Below are 18,872 nucleotides of genomic sequence, written 5' to 3'. Positions count from 1 at the left end.
AAGCGCTTCTCTGTCGGGAGTTCCAATGTCCAAAGATTCTGAGCGAGCCACTTTCGCTTTTTATTAACATTTGTTACAATAGTAAAAATAGAGGAGGGACGTTATATGCCAAAGGGTACAGGTAAGGTTATTGCACAGAACAAAAAAGCATTTCATGATTATTTCATCGAAGAAACATACGAAGCAGGGCTTGTCCTTCAAGGAACGGAAATTAAGTCGATTCGCGCTGGACGCGTAAACTTGAAAGATGCGTTTGCACGTGTACATAATGGTGAAGTATGGGTTCATAATATGCACATTAATACGTACGAACAAGGGAATCGTTTCAACCATGATCCACTTCGTACGAGAAAATTACTTCTGCATAAAAAAGAAATTGATAAACTAGCGGGCGCTGCGAAAGAAACAGGTTACGCATTAGTTCCACTTAGAATTTATTTGAAAAATGGATTTGCAAAGATGGCACTTGGTTTAGCAAAAGGTAAGAAGCAATACGATAAACGTCACGATTTAAAAGAGAAAGAAGCTAAACGTGAAATTGCACGCGCGTTCCGTGATCGCCAAAAGATGTAATACAGATATTTACATTTGTAAAATGGAGCGCGTATGTTATAATAACTTATGTAAGGTTGTTGCACATTGAAAAACAGCTCTTAGTAGCTATCACGATATTTTCTTCGTATGCTCCATTTTTATCATGGGGACGTTACGGATTCGACAGGGATAGTTCGAGCTTAGGTTGCGAGTCGAGGGGATCGGCCTCGTTAAAACGTCAAAGCCTATAATTGGCAAACAAAACAATCTTTCTTTAGCTGCTTAATTGCACTAAAGGTTCCTCCCTCCATCGTCCATGTGGTAGGGTAAGGGACTCAAACTAAGTGGACTACGCCGGAGTTCCCCGTCTGAGGACAAAGGAAGAGAACAACCAGACTAGCAACTTGGAAGCCTGTCGATAGGCCGAAGAGTTCGCGAAATGCTAATATATCGACTACACTCGTAGAAGCTTAAGTGCCGATATTTTTGGACGTGGGTTCGACTCCCACCGTCTCCACCAATACATATTTGGTGGTTTTTTTATTTTTATAACAAGAAGCATAAGATGGCCGTTTTGGCCAACTTATGCTTCTTTTAGTTTACGGCCAACTTATGCTTCCTATAATGGAGTAGCTTTTCTTGGTCTTAGCTGTCGGGAGGGTACTATGAAAACTTTTTGAAGTATACTACTGAGTAATTGGGCTAGTATGATAAACTTGAAATAGATATTAGTATTGAGATTTAGTGTTTTAGTATAGATTGGAGGGATTTGAATATATGGAAGAAAAAACTGGTTATCAAGTGATACGCCATTCGTTTGATAAGATTATTCATGATTTAGAACGTGAGGATATGGTACAACGTGATCGTGGAACACTTTTTGAATTGTTGGTGACGGCATATTTGAAAAATGAGCCTATGTATGCACGTTTGTTTGATGAAGTATGGATGTTAGGAGAGGTTCCCGAACAGTATGGAATTCCTAAGAAGGATACGGGTGTAGACCTAGTTGCACGGAATAGAGAAACGGGCGAGTTAATAGCCATTCAATGTAAGTATTACTCGAAGGATACGACAATCCAGAAATCTCATATTGATTCTTTCTTAAACGAAGTAGGAAAGAGTTATTATGCAGAAGGCATTATTGTAACTTCAACGGATAAGTGGAGTGGTAATGCGAATGACGCTTTGTTGAATCGTGATAAGCATATTGCTCGTATTGGGTTATCTCAGTTACGTGATAGTGAGATTGATTGGTCTCAGTTTTCAGCTGAGAAACCGAAGACAATTGAATTGAAGTCAGCAAAACAACCACGCTCACATCAGATTCCAGCAATTGAAGCTGTGGTGCAAGGCTTTGAAACAGTTGACCGTGGTAAGTTAATTATGGCCCCTGGTACAGGGAAAACATATACATCCATGGTTATTGCTGAGAAGATGGCAGAGAAAACAGAAGGAACATTTAGAGTATTATATCTTGTCCCTAGTATTCAACTACTTTCTCAGTCATTACGAGGTTGGACTGCTGATTCTAAATACCGCGAAAATATGGATACTTTTGCCGTTTGTTCGGATAGAAAAGTTACAAAAAAGATAAAAGGTGAAAATGATTTTGAAGATATTGCAGCTGCAGACTTAGGATATCCAGCAACAACTGATTATCATAAATTGTTGGAGCGTCAGTTAGTTATCGATTCATCTGATAGTCAAAGCAAGTTTTTAGTAGTGTTTTCAACGTATCAGTCAATTGATGTAATCAGTGAGGCTCAGAAAAATGGTTTCTATGAGTTTGACTTGATTGTTTGTGATGAAGCCCATCGTACAACTGGTGCAACAGAAGTAGGAAAAGAAGATAGTGCTTTTGTAAAAGTACATAGTGATAACAATATTAAAGCGAAGAAACGTTTGTATCAAACAGCTACGCCTAGAATTTATGGTGAAGATGCTAAGCAGAAAGCGGATGAAATGTCTGTAGTTATTGCAGATATGAATGACAAAGAAATTTATGGTGAAGAGTTTTACCGTATTGGATTTGGTGATGCTGTAAATAAAGGAATTCTGACAGACTATAAGGTAATGGTTCTTGCTGTTGATGAAGAAGTAATTGCTCGTCGTTTTCAAACTATGTTGGCAAATAAGCGTGATACGGAACTTGAATTTGATGATGTTACGAAAATTATCGGTTGTTGGAATGGTTTAATCAAGCGTAAGAGCAATTCTAATATCATTTCGGCTAATCCAATGAAACGTGCGATTGCTTTTGCTGGAACGATTCGAGAATCTAAGCTGATAAAAGAAATGTTTACCGAAGTCGTGGATATGTATATTAACGAGTCAGGAGATCAAACAGAGACGGTTCGAGTTGAGATAGATCATGCAGATGGTTCAATGAATGCATTGCAGAAGAATGAGAAGATTTCTTGGTTGAAAGCGGATGTTCCCCAAAACACATGTCGTATCCTTTCTAATGCACGATTCCTTACAGAAGGTGTAGATGTTCCGGATTTGGATGCTGTAATGTTCTTGAAACCTCGTAAATCACGTATTGATATTGCTCAGGCTGTTGGTCGAGTTATGCGTAAAGCGGAAGGAAAAGATTATGGATATGTCATTCTTCCGATTGGTATTCCAGCAGGTGTAGATGAAAATAGTGTTTTAAATAAAAATGAGAAGTATCAAGTAGTTTGGGATGTATTAAATGCTTTACGTTCTATAGATGAACGCTTTGATGCAACAATCAATAAATTGGAATTGAATAAAAAGAAACCTGAACAACTTCAAGTTGTTGGAGTAGGTTCAGCTCCTGATGAAAGTGAGGGAGGGTTTACTGTTGCAGAACCAGGAACAGAGCAGTTAGCATTTGGGCTTGATGAAGAAGAGTTTTCTGACATTGAACGTGCGATTTATGGGAAAATTGTAAAAAAAGTAGGTAATGTACGTTATTGGGAAGATTGGTCGAAGGATGTTGCTGAAATTGCACAACAGCACATGATGCGTATTCGTGTGATGTTGGAAGATCCCAATAGTGAGGCATATAAAGCATTTCAAAAATTTGTTTCAGGGTTACGCCATAACATCAACGGGGCTATTTCAGATCAACAAGCGATTGAAATGCTTGCACAACACTTGATTACCAAACCAGTATTCGAAGCGTTGTTTGATTCATATAGTTTTGCGAATGATAATCCTGTTTCTAGAGCTATGGATGCTGTGTTAAAGGTCTTGGATGAACAAGGACTTGTAAAGGAACAAGATCGTCTAGAAGATTTCTATGAAAGTGTACGTGTACGTGCTGAGGGAATTGATAATCTTAAAGCAAAGCAGGATATTATCATTCAGTTGTACGACAAGTTCTTTAAAGTTGGATTTAAAGAAACGACAGAACGCTTGGGAATTGTGTTTACGCCTGTTGAAGTGGTAGACTTTATTATTCATTCAGTAGATGATGTATTGAAGAAACACTTTGGAAAGTCAATTAGTGACGAAGGGGTTCACATACTCGATCCATTTACGGGAACAGGTACGTTTATCGTTCGATTGTTGCAAAGCGGTTTGATTTCTAAGGAAGATTTATTGCGTAAATACACTCAAGAGCTTCATGCGAATGAGATTGTGTTGTTGAGCTATTATATTGCAGCTATCAATATTGAAGAAACGTTCCATTCAATTATGGAGAGCGATTATCAGCCGTTTGAAGGTATTGTTTTAACGGATACATTTGAAAGCACGGAGAAAGAAAATTCTTTTGAAGACGAGCTGTTTGGTGAGAATAATGAACGTCTTGAAAAACAACGGAAAGAGCCAATTTTTGCGATAATTGGTAATCCACCTTATTCGATTGGTCAAACTAATGCCAATGACAACAATCAAAATCAGTCTTATCCAAGATTGGATAATAGCATTGATCTGACTTATGCGAAATATTCAAGTGCGAATTTGAAGAAAAGTCTGTATGACTCATATATTAAAGCATTTCGTTGGTCAAGTGACCGCATTGAAAATAAAGGGGTAATTGGTTTTGTTACTAATGGTTCGTTTATTGATAGTAACAGTACAGATGGTTTACGAAAGTGCTGGCATGATGAATTTAATTATATTTATGTGTTTAATCTTCGTGGCGATCAAAGAACACTGGGAGAAAAATCCCGTCAAGAAGGTGGAAAGATTTTCGGTTCAGGAAGTAGAACACCGATTGCTATAACTCTTCTTGTGAAGGATGGAACTGACAATCACGAAGTGTATTATCACGATATTGGTGACTATCTTTCTCGTGAGGAAAAATTGTCGATTATTTCTGATTTGACTTCTGTTAGAGGCATAGAATGGACTGAAATTCATCCTGATGCAAACAATGATTGGATAAATCAACGTGATCAAAACTATGATAAGTATGATGCCATGGATGGCGGGGTATTCATAAATAAAGCTATTGGTGTTAGCACAAACCGTGATGCTTGGGTATATGGATATAATAAATATAACGTTATGCAAAATACTCAACGAATGGTTGCAAATTATAATTCAGAAGTTGTTCGTTTGAGCAGTGTTGGAGATGAAAAAGAGAAAATTAATAAAGTCAATAGTGCTGACGAGTTTGTGAAATGGACTCGAGGATTGAAACAAAAGTTAGCTAAATCTGAACAGATATCTCTTAGTAATAACGTTATTCAAAGTATGTATAGACCCTATGTGTTGAAGTGGCTTTACTATGATAAGAATGTAGTTGAAATGCCAGGAAGGTATCATTCATTATTCGGTTCAGAGAATAAGGTGATTTATGTTACTGGTGCAGGTGCTAGTCGAGATTTTTCTTGTTTGATTGTAGACAAAATTCCTAACCTAGATTTGATGGAAAAAGGACAAGGGTTTTATCGTAATGATAATAGTCTAACAGATGCTTTATTTGTAGATGCGAGCAACATAAATGATTCATTTAAGAAGAAATTAGGCCTCTCAGATGATGACGTGTTTAATTATGTTTATGGTGTTTTACACTCAAAAGAATACCGTGCAAAGTACGCCAATGATTTGAAAAAAACATTGCCACGTATTCCAATCTTAAAAAATAAAGATCAGTATGTTGAAATTGGTCGAAAACTGGCTGACTTACACCTTAAATATGAAACGGTTGAACCATATTCAGAAATTGTGATTGAAGGAAAAGCAACTCCTTCTTACAAAGTAACGAGGATGAAGCATCCTAAGAAGGGTGTTAAGGATAAGATTGTGTTCAATACGGATATAACTATCACGAACATTCCTGAGAAGGCATATGAGTATGTGGTAAATGGCCGTTCAGCAATCGAGTGGATTATTGATCAATATCAAGTGAAGTCGGATAAGAAGTCAGGTATTGTAGATGATCCTAACCTGTATTCAGATGATGAACGTTACATTTTTGATTTGTTACTACGCATTATCAATGTTTCCGTTCAAACGGTAGATTTAGTGAATAGCTTACCACCATTGGAAATTGTAGATGTAGATATAAAATAAAGTCACGACGTTTATTTTATAAAACTTATATATAACTGAAATAGAGAACGCTCATTTTGATCAAAATTTTTTCAAAATGAGCGTTTTTTTTGTTATTAAATCAACGCTTGTAGTTATTCTTTAATCAGACCTTCATGAATTATTAAAACCAAAGTCACGTAACGGATTAACTGTATTAAATAAAATCATTTTTAAAGTTTAGATCAACTTCAAGAAAGTGAATTGTAACAAATCCCCTTGTTTTCATTCGATACATTTAATCACATCACTGCACTAGTTTATTTAAAGAGATAAGTGTCCATATTTGTAATAGGATATTAAAAAAAAGTGCGGTGTTAATAGTGAGAAATACCTATTTGCAAAGGAGTCATTTGTATAGTTTAAAGCCCATAGGCATAGAGGAGCCTTATATTGAATCTTTAACAAGTTACTTAATTAGATTATCAGAAGCACATCAGGTTTATCCCTCATCATTAATCTCTTACGTTATTTCTCCAATATTGAATAAAGAATTTCTTATCTATAGTACAGCTAGAGGGGGGAATAGATTTTATGATGGTGCAAAGACAATGAATGGGTTTGGAAGCAATGCGTTAGATATGATAGATGCTTTAGAGAAACTAACAAAGGTACAGCAATTAGATATATTGACGTTAGCATCTATAAAAGAAGTAGTGCCATTGCGTTATTTATTAAAAAATCATCTCTCATGGTGTCCGGCATGCTACGAAGAACAACTTAATACTGGGAATGCCATTTATAATCCTCTGTTGTGGAGCCTTGAAATGGTTAATATATGTTCAAAGCATAAGTGTAGGTTAGAAATTGAGTGTTTTTTATGCCATAAAAGGATTCCCATTTTACACAGGAAAAGTCAAAATGGATCTTGTCCTTATTGCAACGAGTGGCTTGGAAGAGAAACAGACCTTAGTAAACATTCAGACGAAAATGATTTTGATTATAAAATAACTTTAATGGCAGAACAAATTATAAAGCATAAAGAACAGATCGAAATTTCAGCGAGTAAGCACCAAGTCATTAGAAACTTAAATCATCTTGTTAATATTTATACAGAGGGAAATATGCAAGAGTTTGCAAGAAAATTAAACTTAGCAAAGACGACCCTGTGGGATTGGTGTAATGAAAAAGCTTTACCTCCATTGTCTAGGGTGTTGGAAATATGTTGCTTATTTGATATGTCACCAGTTAATTTTTATATCGAAGATATAAGTGTAAATAAAGAAAAAATGGTTTTCAATGGAGGGGCTTATTCGAAAGATACTAAAAAAAGAGGAATAAAATTTGATTATGATACAGCTTTATCTATACTCCAAAAATATGCTCACCACTCAGACACCAACATATCAATGAATGTACTAGCTAAACAGTTAGGATACTCCAAAAGAACGCTTTACAAGCACTTCCCCAATTTGTGTAAAGCCATTTCAGCAAAGAACGCAGGTGTTATTAAAGAAAGGGCGACTCAAGTTTACGTTAGTAATTGCCTGATAATTGATCAACATGTTGAAAACCTTATACAACAAGGTGTATACCCTAGTAGACGAAGAATTGAAGAAATGGCAAATAAGCCAGGGTTACTAAAGGACAAGAAGCTAAGGGATTATTTTAAGGAATTGATAGAAGATAAAACTTGCTCAGGATAGGAGGTAGATTATGCTAAGTGAACAGGAATTTCAAAGTTGGTGTACACTGATGGATTTCACGAAAGAAACGATTGAAACTGTCCAAAAGATTAGAACATCTCCTCCCTCTCGAAGCGTAAGAAGCTCAAAATATAATGTAGCTGGAAGATATCCTAGTAAAAAAATGGGGATGTCGATTCAATTTGAAAGTCACACCGTGGAGTTAGCTGCTATTTATTTAGCAGAGTATGATGACGATGTACTCGAATATTATGACCAGCCTATTACTTTAAAGTTAGATTATACTCGTGAGAATGGGCGTAGAATATCGTTTTTTTATACTCCGGATTTTTTAGTATTAAGAAGAGATGGTGTGCAGATTGAGGAATGGAAAACAGAAGAACAACTAATCAAGCTGTCACAAAAAGATCCAGTTAGGTATTTTAAGGATGAGGAAGGGCGTTGGCGATGTCCGCCAGCTGAAGTGGCAGCCAGCCAAATCGGCTTGGAATTTTGTGTGAGAACATCGGCTGAAGTGAATTTAAACTTATACAGGAATCTTATATTTCTAGAAGATTATTTGAAGAATGAAAGTTATACAGTATCTGAAGAAAAGAAAAGTGAAATAAGAAATATTCTTTCTTCCGAATTAGGAATGAAACTAGCAGAATTGCTTGTCTCCCTAAAAACAACAGATGCTGATGATGTATATACTTTGGTAGCTACAAATGAATTGTATATAGATTTAGAGCAATACATCATTGCTAAGTCCAGTGATGTCCCGGTCTTTTTAAGTGAACAGCATAGTACAGCTTTTAAAAGTATCTGTTCAACAAAACCTGAAAACACTTATCCAGTAACAGCCCTTACTGTAAATATTAACTCAACTGTTATGTGGGATGGAGTTACATGGATAGTTATAAATATGGGTTTCAAATCGGTTTATCTTTATTCAGATGAAAATAGTTTTTTAGAACTACCAAAAATGTATTTTGTTGAATTACTTAATGATGGCAAGGTAGTGCCCGAAGATAAGAAGAGCGGAAGTCGAAAGTATGCACCCTATCTGGACATTTTATTAGAAGCGGGACCAGAAGAGCTAGCAATAGCTAATAACAGAATGGATTTAGTTAAGCGAAAGCTAAATGAAGAGAAGATATCTAGTAACGAAACTTCTGAACGGACTCTTAGGCGTTGGATAAAAGATTATAAAGAGGGACAGCAATTATATGGAAGTGGATTTATAGGTTTACTTCCAAAGCACCAGCAGAAGGGGAATAGAGATCAAAGGCTTCCGGCAGAAACCATAACCTTAATGGAAGAGGTAATTGAAAATGAGTATGAAAACCTTAAACAAAAAAATAAGATTATTGTATACGGACAATTAGTTAATCTCTGTGAAAGTAAAAACATCCTAGTGCCTAGTTATAAGACTTTTTGTGCAACAGTTCAGAATAGAAATCGCTATGAACAAGTCAAAAAGAGGCAAGGAGATCGGGCGGCTTATAAACATGAATCATTTTATTGGAACTTGGATCATAGTGTTCCACGACATGGGGATAGGCCATTTGAGATAACTCATATAGATCATACTCAGCTAGATGTACAGCTCGCATGCTCTAAAACCGGTAAAGTATTAGGGAGACCATGGCTGACATTCTTAGTAGACGCCTATTCCAGAACTATTCTGTCATATCATATTTCATTTGAATCGGCCAGCTATAGATCGGTTATGATGACTCTAAGAGAATGTGTACGTAAGTATCATCGATTACCACAATCTATTGTAGTGGATGGAGGAAAAGAATTCCATAGTATTTACTTTGATACATTTACAGCTATGTATGAAATTAATAAAAAGGTAAGGCCACCAGCCAAATCTAGATTTGGTAATGTAATTGAGAGATTATTTGGAACTTCAAACTCTAATTTTATTCATAACTTACAAGGGAACACTAAAATCACAAAAAATGTTCGCCAAGTCACTAAAAAAGTGAATCCAGTGAATCATGCCGTGTGGAGCTTGGAAGCCCTATATGAAGCTTTAGAAGGATGGATAACAGCGGTATATAGCGATAATGTACATCCAGGTTTGGAAGGACAGACTCCTGACGAAGCGTTTAATGAGGGAATATATAGAACAGGAGAAAGAAAATTGGAGTTCATTGCGTATGATGAAAATTTTATAGTCATGACTTTGCCGTCTACAAGGAATGGAGTCGCTAAAGTGAATTCTCGCACGGGTGTGAAAGTCAATTATATAAATTATTGGAATCCCTCATTTAATAGTCCGGTATTGGAAAACCAAAGTGTACCTGTGAGGTATGATCCATTTGATATAGGTATGGCGTATGCTTATGTAAATAAAAAATGGATAACTTGTACATCAGAGTATTACCATGTGCTAAAAGGAAAAACAGAGCGAGAGCTAAAACTGGCTATGGAAGAGATTAAGAAAAGAAAGCAAAATCATGCAAAGGGCTATACTGTTACAGCTAAAAAAATTGCTGAATTTATTAATAGTATTGAGGAAAAAGAGAAACTAATGGCAGAAAATATGAAGAGAGAATTGTCTTCTAAGAGGGATCAGAACGAATTTAAAGAACAATCCCCTTCTTCTATTTCATCAAAAGCCAAAGAGTTATTGGAAGATATGGAGTTTCAAGAGTTTGATATATATAAGAAAGGAGGGTGAAATTAAGATGGACAAATATGAAGATAATCGGAAAGAGTCTTCATTGATTGAACAAGATAAAAAGCTAAAGCAATTTGAAAGTCTTGTGGTAGAACATACTATAATTAAACAAGTCAAAGAACAGCTTATATCTTGTATCCTTAATCCAGCAGGAACCTTTATCTTTTTAGTTCTTGGGCCAAGTGGAGTAGGAAAAACAACTTTAGCTCAAGTGTTAGAAGACTATTTTATTGAACAAATGAAGGAAGAATTAGTAAAGGATGGAGGGAGAATCCCTATAGTAAGAACTGAAGTTGTTGGATTTGATTCTGGGAAATTTACTTGGAAAGATTATTATTATCGAACTTTAGAGGCATTACAGGAACCTCTTATAAATCATAAGGTTATTATCGAAAATCAAAAGGAGAAGGTGCAAAATCCTACAGTTAACTATCATAGAAAATCTACTTGGTATGCGTTAAGAAGCTCTCTTGAGAATGCATTTAAGTTTCGAAGACCTGTAGCTTGTATATTGGATGAAGCGCAACACTTGTTAAAAGTATCAGGTTCTAAAAGTTTACAAAATCAACTAGATACTATTAAGTCTTTGGCAAATCAAACAAAAGTACCTCATATATTAGTCGGTACATATGAATTAAAAGAATTTTTTAATTTAAGTGCTCAACTTAGTCGGAGGACAATTAGTATACACTTCCCAAGATATAAGGCAAATAATGAAGATGAATACCGTACATTTCTATCGGTGATTCGTATGTTGCAAAAAAACATGCCTTTAAAAGAAGAGCCTAATTTACTACAGCATGCAGATTTTATTTATGAGCGTACATTGGGGTGTGTGGGTATATTAAAGGATTGGTTAACCCGTTGTCTGGGTGATGCTCTTCATAATCAAAAAAGCACTATTACAAAAGAAATACTACATAAATATGCTATGCCAATCCAGGCTTTAGAAATGTTGTATGGGGAAATTGAACAAGGTGAAGCTTTATTTGCTGAAAATGAACAACATAGGATAAATTTATTATATAAAATAGGATTAAAAGAGAGAGAGGAAAAGGAAGTGAGAAAAACAGTTGCAACTAGAGCACGTAAGGTAGGAATACGTAATCCAAAAAGAGATCCTGTAGGCAAACAAGATTACATGGAAGGATAAAAATATGGATATATCTAAAAAGCCAACAGCTAGTTATTTCTATTCTATAAAACCTATAAATATTGGTACTCCAATGGTTGAATGTTTAAATAGTTATCTTAAAAGACTTGCGGAGGCACATAATGTTAGATTAAGAACTCTTGTTTCTCATATTATTTCTTTACATAAAGAGAAGTGCAGCTTACCTTCTAAAGGATTTCCACAGACAAAATTTGTGAATCATGGTATGGCAGGAAACACTTATTATAGTATGGCTCCAAATACGTCGATAATCGCCGAATCTTTGGAACCATTAACGTTACAAAAAGGTTTTAAGTATATGACGATGCTGACTTGGAAAGGAGTTATACATTCCAGAGGATTATATAAATCTTATAAGAAGTGGTGTCCTCAATGTTTGGATGAATGGAAGAAGGATGATGAAGAAATATATGAACCATATATTTGGTATTTAGATTGTTCCACTGTATGTTTGAAGCATAAAAGAAAATTAGAAGTGTTGTGTCCTAACCCAGCATGTAAATTGGAACAAGTGGCAATTAAACATTCTCGAGGTTATTGTTATGCATGTGATAATTGGTTAGGGCAAAAAGAATATAATTCCTCGGAAAAGCAATATGAGATAACTCAACGGGATGAGTGGATGAATAAAAGTATAGGCGAATTGTTACAAGTAGCCCCATATATTGTTCCGCCGACAATAGAAGAAATTTCTTTAATGCTTGAACAGTGTGTAACGTTTTTTTTTCAAAGTGATCCTCATCTGTTTTGTAAAGAGGTAGGAATACATCATATGACTCTAAATGCAATTATACTTAGAAGACAAAGGATATCACTACCAGCACTATTATCATTAAGCGCATATACTAAAACGCCATTGCTAAAGTTATTAAATTTATCGTATAAAAGTTCTAATGAGCAAAATACCTCATGCTGCTAAGAGGTATTTTTTATTTGCTGTTTGTAGAATTTATGGTCAGCTTATGGGTTAATAATTAACTTACGGCCAATATATGCTTCCCATTCTGTTGAATAAATAGAAAATCAGCTACAAAAATAAGTGTTTTCTGGCCAACTTATGCTTCCAACTGCGGCCAACTTATAGGTAAAGTGACAATTTTGTATGATATGAACCATAAGTTTGCCGGAACGGCAAGCTTATGGTTCTTTTTGTTTGTGGCAAAGTTATGGTTCCAAAAAATAAAAGGAGTAGTTCTTATTAAATAAGAGCTACTCCTTTTTTTATTTTTGATAATTATCTTTTATTTTACACCTAATTTTTCTTTCGTTTTTGCAGGTAAATCTGCTTGTTGTACTTCTTCATAAGATTTAACTTCTGTGTTTGGTATATCTGTTTTCTTTTCGTCCTCTTGTTTAATGTAAAGACGTAAAAATGCATTTTCTTTAAGTTTTTTATCATTTTCTCTCTTTTGACTACTAAATGTAACTGTTTTTTCATTTCCGTTTTCATCATAAGTAGGTAAAGTATAAAGGCGTTGATTATCTTCCATTTTACCCTCGCCTTGGATTTGAACGTAGTATTCCTTTGAACCCATTTTGATTGGGGAAGATAAATCACATCCCACCGCAAAGCTAGCAAATAAGGCGAAAGTAGCGCATGAAGCAAGTAATTTTTTCATATGAAAACTCCTCTATAAGTTATTGTGTGTTTAAATTGGACTAACTAGTTATTAGTTTACAAGGAATAAATGTTTGCAAACATCGATGTATCTAACTGGAAACTTACATTTTTGTAAGGAACCCTTATTTTGAAATCTATCTATATAAAAAGTGATTTTTAGTCATCTTGAATGATTTTAAATTTAAAGTAGTAGTGAAGATATATTACATGAAAAGTTGTTGAGTGATTTTAATAATTGCAGCAACACCAGTTAGTAAAATGGAACCGCCTAAGCAAGAAACAGTAACAATTTGGTTGAATAATAAGTCTTGGTTTTCTTTCATGAGAATTCGCTCCTTTAAAAGTGTTTTTATTGTTAATTGATTATCTACTTTTAGTTTATATAAAATGTAAGATTGGAAACATCGAAGTAACTAACGATTGGCTTACAGTATTGTAAGGAATCTTACAGAAGTATGAAAAAAGGCTATTCTATTGAAAGAATAGCCGGGGTCTTAAGTAGATGATTTTAGGAAGTTCTTTCATCTAACTTCATTTTTTTAATGAATTGTTTCGTTTCTGGATTTGTAAGGAGAAGTAAGCGGAATGATGTTCCACCGTAATAAACGCATTTCTTGATTTCAGTAACTATTGTCTGTTTTTGTGTAGGAGAAAGACAATCGATATCATTTTCTTCTAACAAATAAATAACTTCTAGCATGTTTTTTTCTGCTTTTTGGGCGATACGATTAGATTTAAACTTTATATACATAAAATTAATCGTTGCGCCAATTGTATAAGGTAATAAGGCTAATTGAGCTTTCTTTTCTAAATTCGTTTCCCCGCCAGTTAGTACAGAAATATCTTGAATAAAAATAACTAGTAATAATAACGTTGTAGCAATCATTGAATTGGATATAAAAAAAGCATTTTCGGTACGACTTAGCTGATAAGGAGGGCGTATCCATACAATTCCCATTTGAACAATAATGCCAATGAAAATTGTTAAGATGATGGAAAAGTTATTTAAAAGATCAAAATGAGTTAAACTACCTATTGTTGATAATAAACCAGTACTTATTATCCCTCCAGTGATCACTGAAGAGAGTATTAATAGTATGGTCATTAATATATTTGTCCATTGTAGTGCAAGATAAAGGCTGGTTACTGTGACCGCACTTAAAAGTAAAATCATATGCATCACATTAGAGACTAGGTCTGAAATAGACGGTGAGATGGATGCATTAATTTGTAATAAGCTATTGAAGCTTGATGCAGCGATAAGCAAGCTATACAATATTTTTGTATAACACTTGTAAATATATCTTCGATAAGGTAAATCTTTATTGGAGTCAAAGAGAGAAAAGAAGGTTAGTTCTTTCACTTTTTGATGCTCTTGTTTCATTTCGAAGTAAATATTTTTAGCGAAATATAGATAGAGTGACATGCTTATAAGCCAGCCAATATTAAAGAGCCCTACTCCGTAAGATGTCTTAAGATTAAAGAGTACGGAAATAATTTTAGTTCCCAAATAAATATAAATAGCGATACGAATAAATGTATTTGTTTTTTTTCTTAAATTATAGGTTAGAAACTTTTCAATTTGTTTACTGAAGAAAAAATATAAAAAATTTCTCAGTAGTTGTTTCACATGTTGCAATAACATAGCTCCTTTCTTTCATTTATATAAGGTGTTGAAAATTAGTAATAAAATCAAGTACATATACTAGTATAGTAAATAAATCACTGATATGGGATATGAAAAAGCTGATGACAGCATGTCATCAGCTTTTTTATTATCTTTCTTTCGGAAGTACAATACCTTTGTACAATTGAACTGTAATTAAGTAGTAAATAGTATAGATTACCGCAAAAATTACGAGTGGAACCCAAATACGGAAGTATGGGTCAATCAAAATGAAAGAGAACATATTCATACCAACAATTACATGGGAGATACCAATGGTAGCTGGGAATAAGAATACTAACAATAACTCTTTATAGATTGATCTCGCTAATAGCTCACGACGAACTCCTATTTTACGTAACATTTGATAGCGCTTTGTATCTTTCGTTGCGCCAGATAGGATTTTGAACATTAAGCAACTTGCCATCATAGCTAAGAAAGCAATTCCTAAGAAAAAGCCCATAAAGACTGTACCACTTGTGAAAGTGTACATAATTTCGTAAAAGCTAAATTTACTATTTAACTGATCCTTAGTTACATCTTTATATTTTGCCAATTGTAATTGATCAAGTTCCTTCCATTCTTTCTTATACGCTGCGAAATCATTTGTTTTTCCAATTACAACATATTGTTCTTTTGTTTTTATTTGATTGTACATTTTTTGGTCCACAATTTTTATATGTTGTTGTTTGTATAAGTATTCAGGTTGTATTTCTTTAAATGCATTTTTCCATTCCTCAGAAAGAGCAAGACCACCAATGGTATCATTTGCACCTTTCTTTACAATTGCTCCGACTGGAAGTTCATTTGTAGTTCGTTCTACTTGCCCGACTTTCTTTTGGTCAAATCCAGTTTGAACGAGAGGTCGGTTCTTTTCCAAATCTTCATTCAAGTAATAAACAAATTGCTGATCTACTTTGTAGCGATAGTTCGCTTGTTCTTCAAATTTGATTTTGTTTAATATTTTCTTCTCATCTGCTGTTGGATTATGAACGGATACGTCATATAGGCTAGCAATATCAGTAGTTAGGCTAATATTGTTTTTAAAAGCCATTCCGCCAGCAATTGCTCCAACTGCAAGTGCAATTAACATTGCTACAGTTGCTAATACCTTTGTTAAATCATTTACGCGGAAGCTTAATTGAGAAAAAGTAAATGAATTTAATCCTTTTTCATTTAATGGTTTAATTTTTTTCAGTAATTTAATAGTTAGCGGTAATAAAGAGATGAAAATAAGATATGTTCCTAATGTCGTTGCTACTGTAGCGATAGGAAATCCAGCTAATGATAAAGCCTTTATATTTATTAATGCTGCATATCCAATTGCTAATGAACCAGCACCAATTACTGCTACAAAGAATGTTTTAATCCCTTTTACTGAAGGCTTGTCTATTTTCATATCAGAATGAACGAGTTGTAATATTGTAATGCGAGATAGTTTCGCTATATTCATAATGGCAGCTAAGAAAAACAGAATGAAGAAAAATATTACTGTTACACGAATAGATGGAATGTATAGAGCATGGTATCCATCGGAAGCAAATTCTAATTCTTTCATGAGAAGTTGTCCAATTCCTTTAGAAAGGCCGATACCGATTCCAATCCCAATAATAAGTGAAGTGATCCCGATAGCTAAAGTTTCCATAAACATGAGTAGTGTAATTTTATATTTTTTCGCACCTAACATCATATACATACCGAACTCTTTTTGTCTTAATGACAGTAAAAATGAATTGGCATATAGGATATAGAAAAACGTGATAGTCGCTAATAAAAACGAACCAACTTGAAATATGATTCCAATAGAGCTAATCATTGAGTTTGCTTTAATAAACGAATCATTCATTGCTAGTGTTTGGAACATATAAAAGATTGAAATGGACATAACAAGCCCAATTAATAAGACAATGTAGTCTCTTATTTTACTTTTTAGTCCTGACATGGAAAGTTTGAGTAACATGTTGTAAATTCCTTTCTTATGCTTTTTGTGTACCCAAATCAGCAAGTACATTTAAAATTTCTTTATAAAACATTTCACGGTTTGTTGTACGATGTAGTTCCTTATACAGCTCTCCATCCTGAATGAATAAAATGCGCTGGCAGTAACTTGCACTAAATGGATCGTGGGTAACCATCATAATTGAAACATTTTGCTCTTCATTAAGACTTTTCATTGCATCTAAAAGGCTAGTTGCATTTTTAGAATCAAGTGCTCCTGTTGGTTCATCTCCTAAAATAATCGCTGGTTCATGAACGAGTGCACGTGCAGCAGCAGAACGTTGCTTTTGTCCACCAGATACTTCTGAAGGATACTTTTGAAGTAATGATGAGATTCCTAACATCTCTGCTACTTTCGTTACTTTTGGCCCAATCTTTCGAGAAGGAACACCTTGCAAGGAAAGTGGCAATGCAATATTTTCATAGATCGATAAATTTTCTAAAAGGTTAAAGTCTTGAAAAATAAATCCTAATTTTTTGGAGCGGAAATCAGAGAGTGCGCCTTGCTTCATTTTTGTAATATCAGTTCCAGCAATTTCAACTTTTCCGTCCGTTGCATTATCTAATGTAGAAATTACATTTAGTAATGTTGTTTTTCCAGATCCAGATGGTCCCATGATACCGACAAATTCACCTTCTCGGATTGAAAATGATACACCTTTTAAGGCATAGGATTGATTCTCACCTTTTTTACCATATACTTTCTGAACATTTTTTACGTCTACAACAGGTCTTTGCATTTTTATATCCTCCTATATGTTAGTTCTTACTATTATTTTTTCGGATAGGCACTAAGTTCCAATAAGTTAAGCAGCGCCAAATCCATTCTATAGGTCCAAAATTAAAATATTTTAACCAAACGTTACTCAGTATAATCTGAACAATCCATGTTAATAGGCAGACATTAATCATAAGGAAAGCGAGATCCATGCTTTTTACGAATAATGGTAAGATAAAAATTCCTACAAAAGTTTGTCCCAAGTAATTAGTCATTGCCATTTTTCCATAGGCTTGTAATGGATGGAGTACAAAGCTTCCTAGTTTACTTTTTAACATAGCGATTAAAATTAAAATATAAGTTAGTGCTAGGAAAGGCTGTAAAATGGTCAATACGATGAATGACAGTTTGGCGCTTTCTGTGAGAAATTGTAAAGTTACCCCAGTGATTGAAATACTGCCTACTACAATTAAAAGTATTGTATGAAGCTTTGGGTTCTTCCTTAATTTTGTGAAAATATCCATCTGCATGAGTGAAAAGCCTTCAATAAAATAAATTAGAAATCCTGTTAACGTAGTAATGACTTGAAGAGCATTCAAGAGTGGAGGTACCTTCAAGTTTCCTCCGTACAAATAATCATAAGACATAATACTCACAATAATTCCGATTACATGGAAGGTTAGAGAAATACCCAATAACCATTTACCAGGAATTTTATGAAGTGATAGTAGCACTAATCCTACAATTGCATAGGGAACAAGTACATCTCCTGACCAAATACTAGCGTGTAAGAGCCCAATGACAGCTAATATGATCATACGACGTATATACAAGGAATAAGGTTGCCCTTTGGCTTTCGCACGGCTTAAGAAAAGAGCTGAACCTGCTCCAAAAAGTAAAGAGAAGATAGCATAAAACTTCCCTGTCGCTAAAATGTTAATCCAATTGACATCGCTTAATTGTCCAGCACCTGCTCTCTGGCTAAATTCGGCTATATTGACTAAGAAAATCCCAATTAAGGCAAAACCTCGTATGATGTCTAAATCAACAATTCGATTTTTTTGAGGTAAGCTTTGTTTTATTGCATTCATAATTCATACATCCTTTCTATGATAATTTTTAGTACGTGTATTAAACCTGTGATGAACACAGATTTATGTCGTAGTATTGCTTGATTAACTATTGTTAGTTTACAAGTGATTAAAAGTTGCAAACATCGATGTATCTAACTGGAATCTTACATTTTTGTAAGGAACCAGTTTGCTTCTTATTTACATGAAAAAACCTCTAAAGAGTTACTGGTTAGTAGTAATTCTTTAGAGGTTTT

Annotated in this window: 11 protein-coding genes and 1 other RNA gene; 7 read left to right on the top strand and 5 right to left on the bottom strand. The window is 34.4% G+C overall.

Annotated features, from left to right (window positions below):
- Positions 1–105: 105 nt before the first annotated feature.
- The 7 genes from smpB (at position 106) to BLT20_RS26730 (ending at position 12,461) form a co-directional block, all read left to right on the top strand.
- Positions 106–573 (top strand): SsrA-binding protein, encoded by a 468-nt coding sequence (gene smpB / locus BLT20_RS26760; protein WP_001123919.1) that lies wholly within the window; start codon positions 106–108, stop codon positions 571–573.
- 126 nt (positions 574–699) lie between these two features.
- Positions 700–1,054: a transfer-messenger RNA gene (ssrA, locus tag BLT20_RS26755) on the top strand.
- Between the two features lie 257 nt (positions 1,055–1,311).
- Positions 1,312–6,030 carry a DEAD/DEAH box helicase gene (locus BLT20_RS26750; RefSeq protein ID WP_073339243.1) on the top strand — a complete coding sequence of 1,573 codons (4,719 nt, stop codon included), beginning with the start codon at positions 1,312–1,314 and terminating at the stop codon, positions 6,028–6,030.
- A gap of 371 nt (positions 6,031–6,401) precedes the next feature.
- On the top strand, positions 6,402–7,694 hold the full coding sequence (locus BLT20_RS26745) for a TniQ family protein (RefSeq protein ID WP_073339241.1): 1,293 nt from the start codon (positions 6,402–6,404) through the stop codon (positions 7,692–7,694).
- Between the two features lie 10 nt (positions 7,695–7,704).
- Positions 7,705–10,368: a TnsA endonuclease N-terminal domain-containing protein gene (locus BLT20_RS26740; RefSeq protein ID WP_073339239.1), complete on the top strand. Its 2,664-nt coding sequence runs from the start codon at positions 7,705–7,707 to the stop codon at positions 10,366–10,368.
- A 7-nt stretch (positions 10,369–10,375) separates the two neighbouring features.
- The gene (locus BLT20_RS26735; RefSeq protein ID WP_073339237.1) at positions 10,376–11,521 is read left to right on the top strand and encodes an AAA family ATPase; all 1,146 of its coding nucleotides are present in this window, start codon (positions 10,376–10,378) and stop codon (positions 11,519–11,521) included.
- 4 nt (positions 11,522–11,525) lie between these two features.
- Positions 11,526–12,461, top strand: a complete 936-nt coding sequence (locus tag BLT20_RS26730) for a TniQ family protein (RefSeq protein WP_073339234.1) — start codon at positions 11,526–11,528, stop codon at positions 12,459–12,461.
- Positions 12,462–12,783: 322 nt separating this feature from the next.
- On the opposite strand, the gene BLT20_RS26725 is transcribed toward BLT20_RS26730, so the two are convergent.
- The 5 genes from BLT20_RS26725 to BLT20_RS26705 form a co-directional block, all read right to left on the bottom strand.
- Complete coding sequence (locus BLT20_RS26725) at positions 12,784–13,161, bottom strand: YxeA family protein (RefSeq protein ID WP_000734549.1); 378 nt, start codon at positions 13,159–13,161, stop codon at positions 12,784–12,786.
- Between the two features lie 510 nt (positions 13,162–13,671).
- Positions 13,672–14,808: a hypothetical protein gene (locus BLT20_RS26720; protein ID WP_002026541.1), complete on the bottom strand. Its 1,137-nt coding sequence runs from the start codon at positions 14,806–14,808 to the stop codon at positions 13,672–13,674.
- 130 nt (positions 14,809–14,938) lie between these two features.
- Positions 14,939–16,789 carry an FtsX-like permease family protein gene (locus BLT20_RS26715; RefSeq protein ID WP_000924820.1) on the bottom strand — a complete coding sequence of 617 codons (1,851 nt, stop codon included), beginning with the start codon at positions 16,787–16,789 and terminating at the stop codon, positions 14,939–14,941.
- 16 nt (positions 16,790–16,805) lie between these two features.
- A complete protein-coding gene (locus tag BLT20_RS26710; protein ID WP_001189526.1) occupies positions 16,806–17,567 on the bottom strand; it encodes an ABC transporter ATP-binding protein in 762 nt (253 codons plus the stop codon).
- Between the two features lie 19 nt (positions 17,568–17,586).
- The gene (locus BLT20_RS26705) at positions 17,587–18,636 is read right to left on the bottom strand and encodes a DUF418 domain-containing protein (protein WP_000991486.1); all 1,050 of its coding nucleotides are present in this window, start codon (positions 18,634–18,636) and stop codon (positions 17,587–17,589) included.
- Positions 18,637–18,872 lie beyond the last annotated feature (236 nt).

The organism is Bacillus sp. cl96 (assembly GCF_900100505.1).
Classification (GTDB): domain Bacteria; phylum Bacillota; class Bacilli; order Bacillales; family Bacillaceae_G; genus Bacillus_A; species Bacillus_A cereus.
This window is presented reverse-complemented; position numbering and strand designations above follow the sequence as displayed.

Excerpts from the sequence above, each read along its gene's own strand:
- smpB (WP_001123919.1), top strand. The coding sequence starts at position 106 with ATGCCAAAGGGTACAGGTAAGGTTATTGCACAGAACAAAAAAGCATTT.
- BLT20_RS26750 (WP_073339243.1), top strand. The coding sequence starts at position 1,312 with ATGGAAGAAAAAACTGGTTATCAAGTGATACGCCATTCGTTTGATAAG.
- BLT20_RS26740 (WP_073339239.1), top strand. The coding sequence starts at position 7,705 with ATGCTAAGTGAACAGGAATTTCAAAGTTGGTGTACACTGATGGATTTC.
- BLT20_RS26735 (WP_073339237.1), top strand. The coding sequence starts at position 10,376 with ATGGACAAATATGAAGATAATCGGAAAGAGTCTTCATTGATTGAACAA.
- BLT20_RS26730 (WP_073339234.1), top strand. The coding sequence starts at position 11,526 with ATGGATATATCTAAAAAGCCAACAGCTAGTTATTTCTATTCTATAAAA.
- BLT20_RS26725 (WP_000734549.1), bottom strand. The coding sequence starts at position 13,161 with ATGAAAAAATTACTTGCTTCATGCGCTACTTTCGCCTTATTTGCTAGC.
- BLT20_RS26720 (WP_002026541.1), bottom strand. The coding sequence starts at position 14,808 with ATGTTATTGCAACATGTGAAACAACTACTGAGAAATTTTTTATATTTT.
- BLT20_RS26715 (WP_000924820.1), bottom strand. The coding sequence starts at position 16,789 with ATGTTACTCAAACTTTCCATGTCAGGACTAAAAAGTAAAATAAGAGAC.
- BLT20_RS26710 (WP_001189526.1), bottom strand. The coding sequence starts at position 17,567 with ATGCAAAGACCTGTTGTAGACGTAAAAAATGTTCAGAAAGTATATGGT.
- BLT20_RS26705 (WP_000991486.1), bottom strand. The coding sequence starts at position 18,636 with ATGAATGCAATAAAACAAAGCTTACCTCAAAAAAATCGAATTGTTGAT.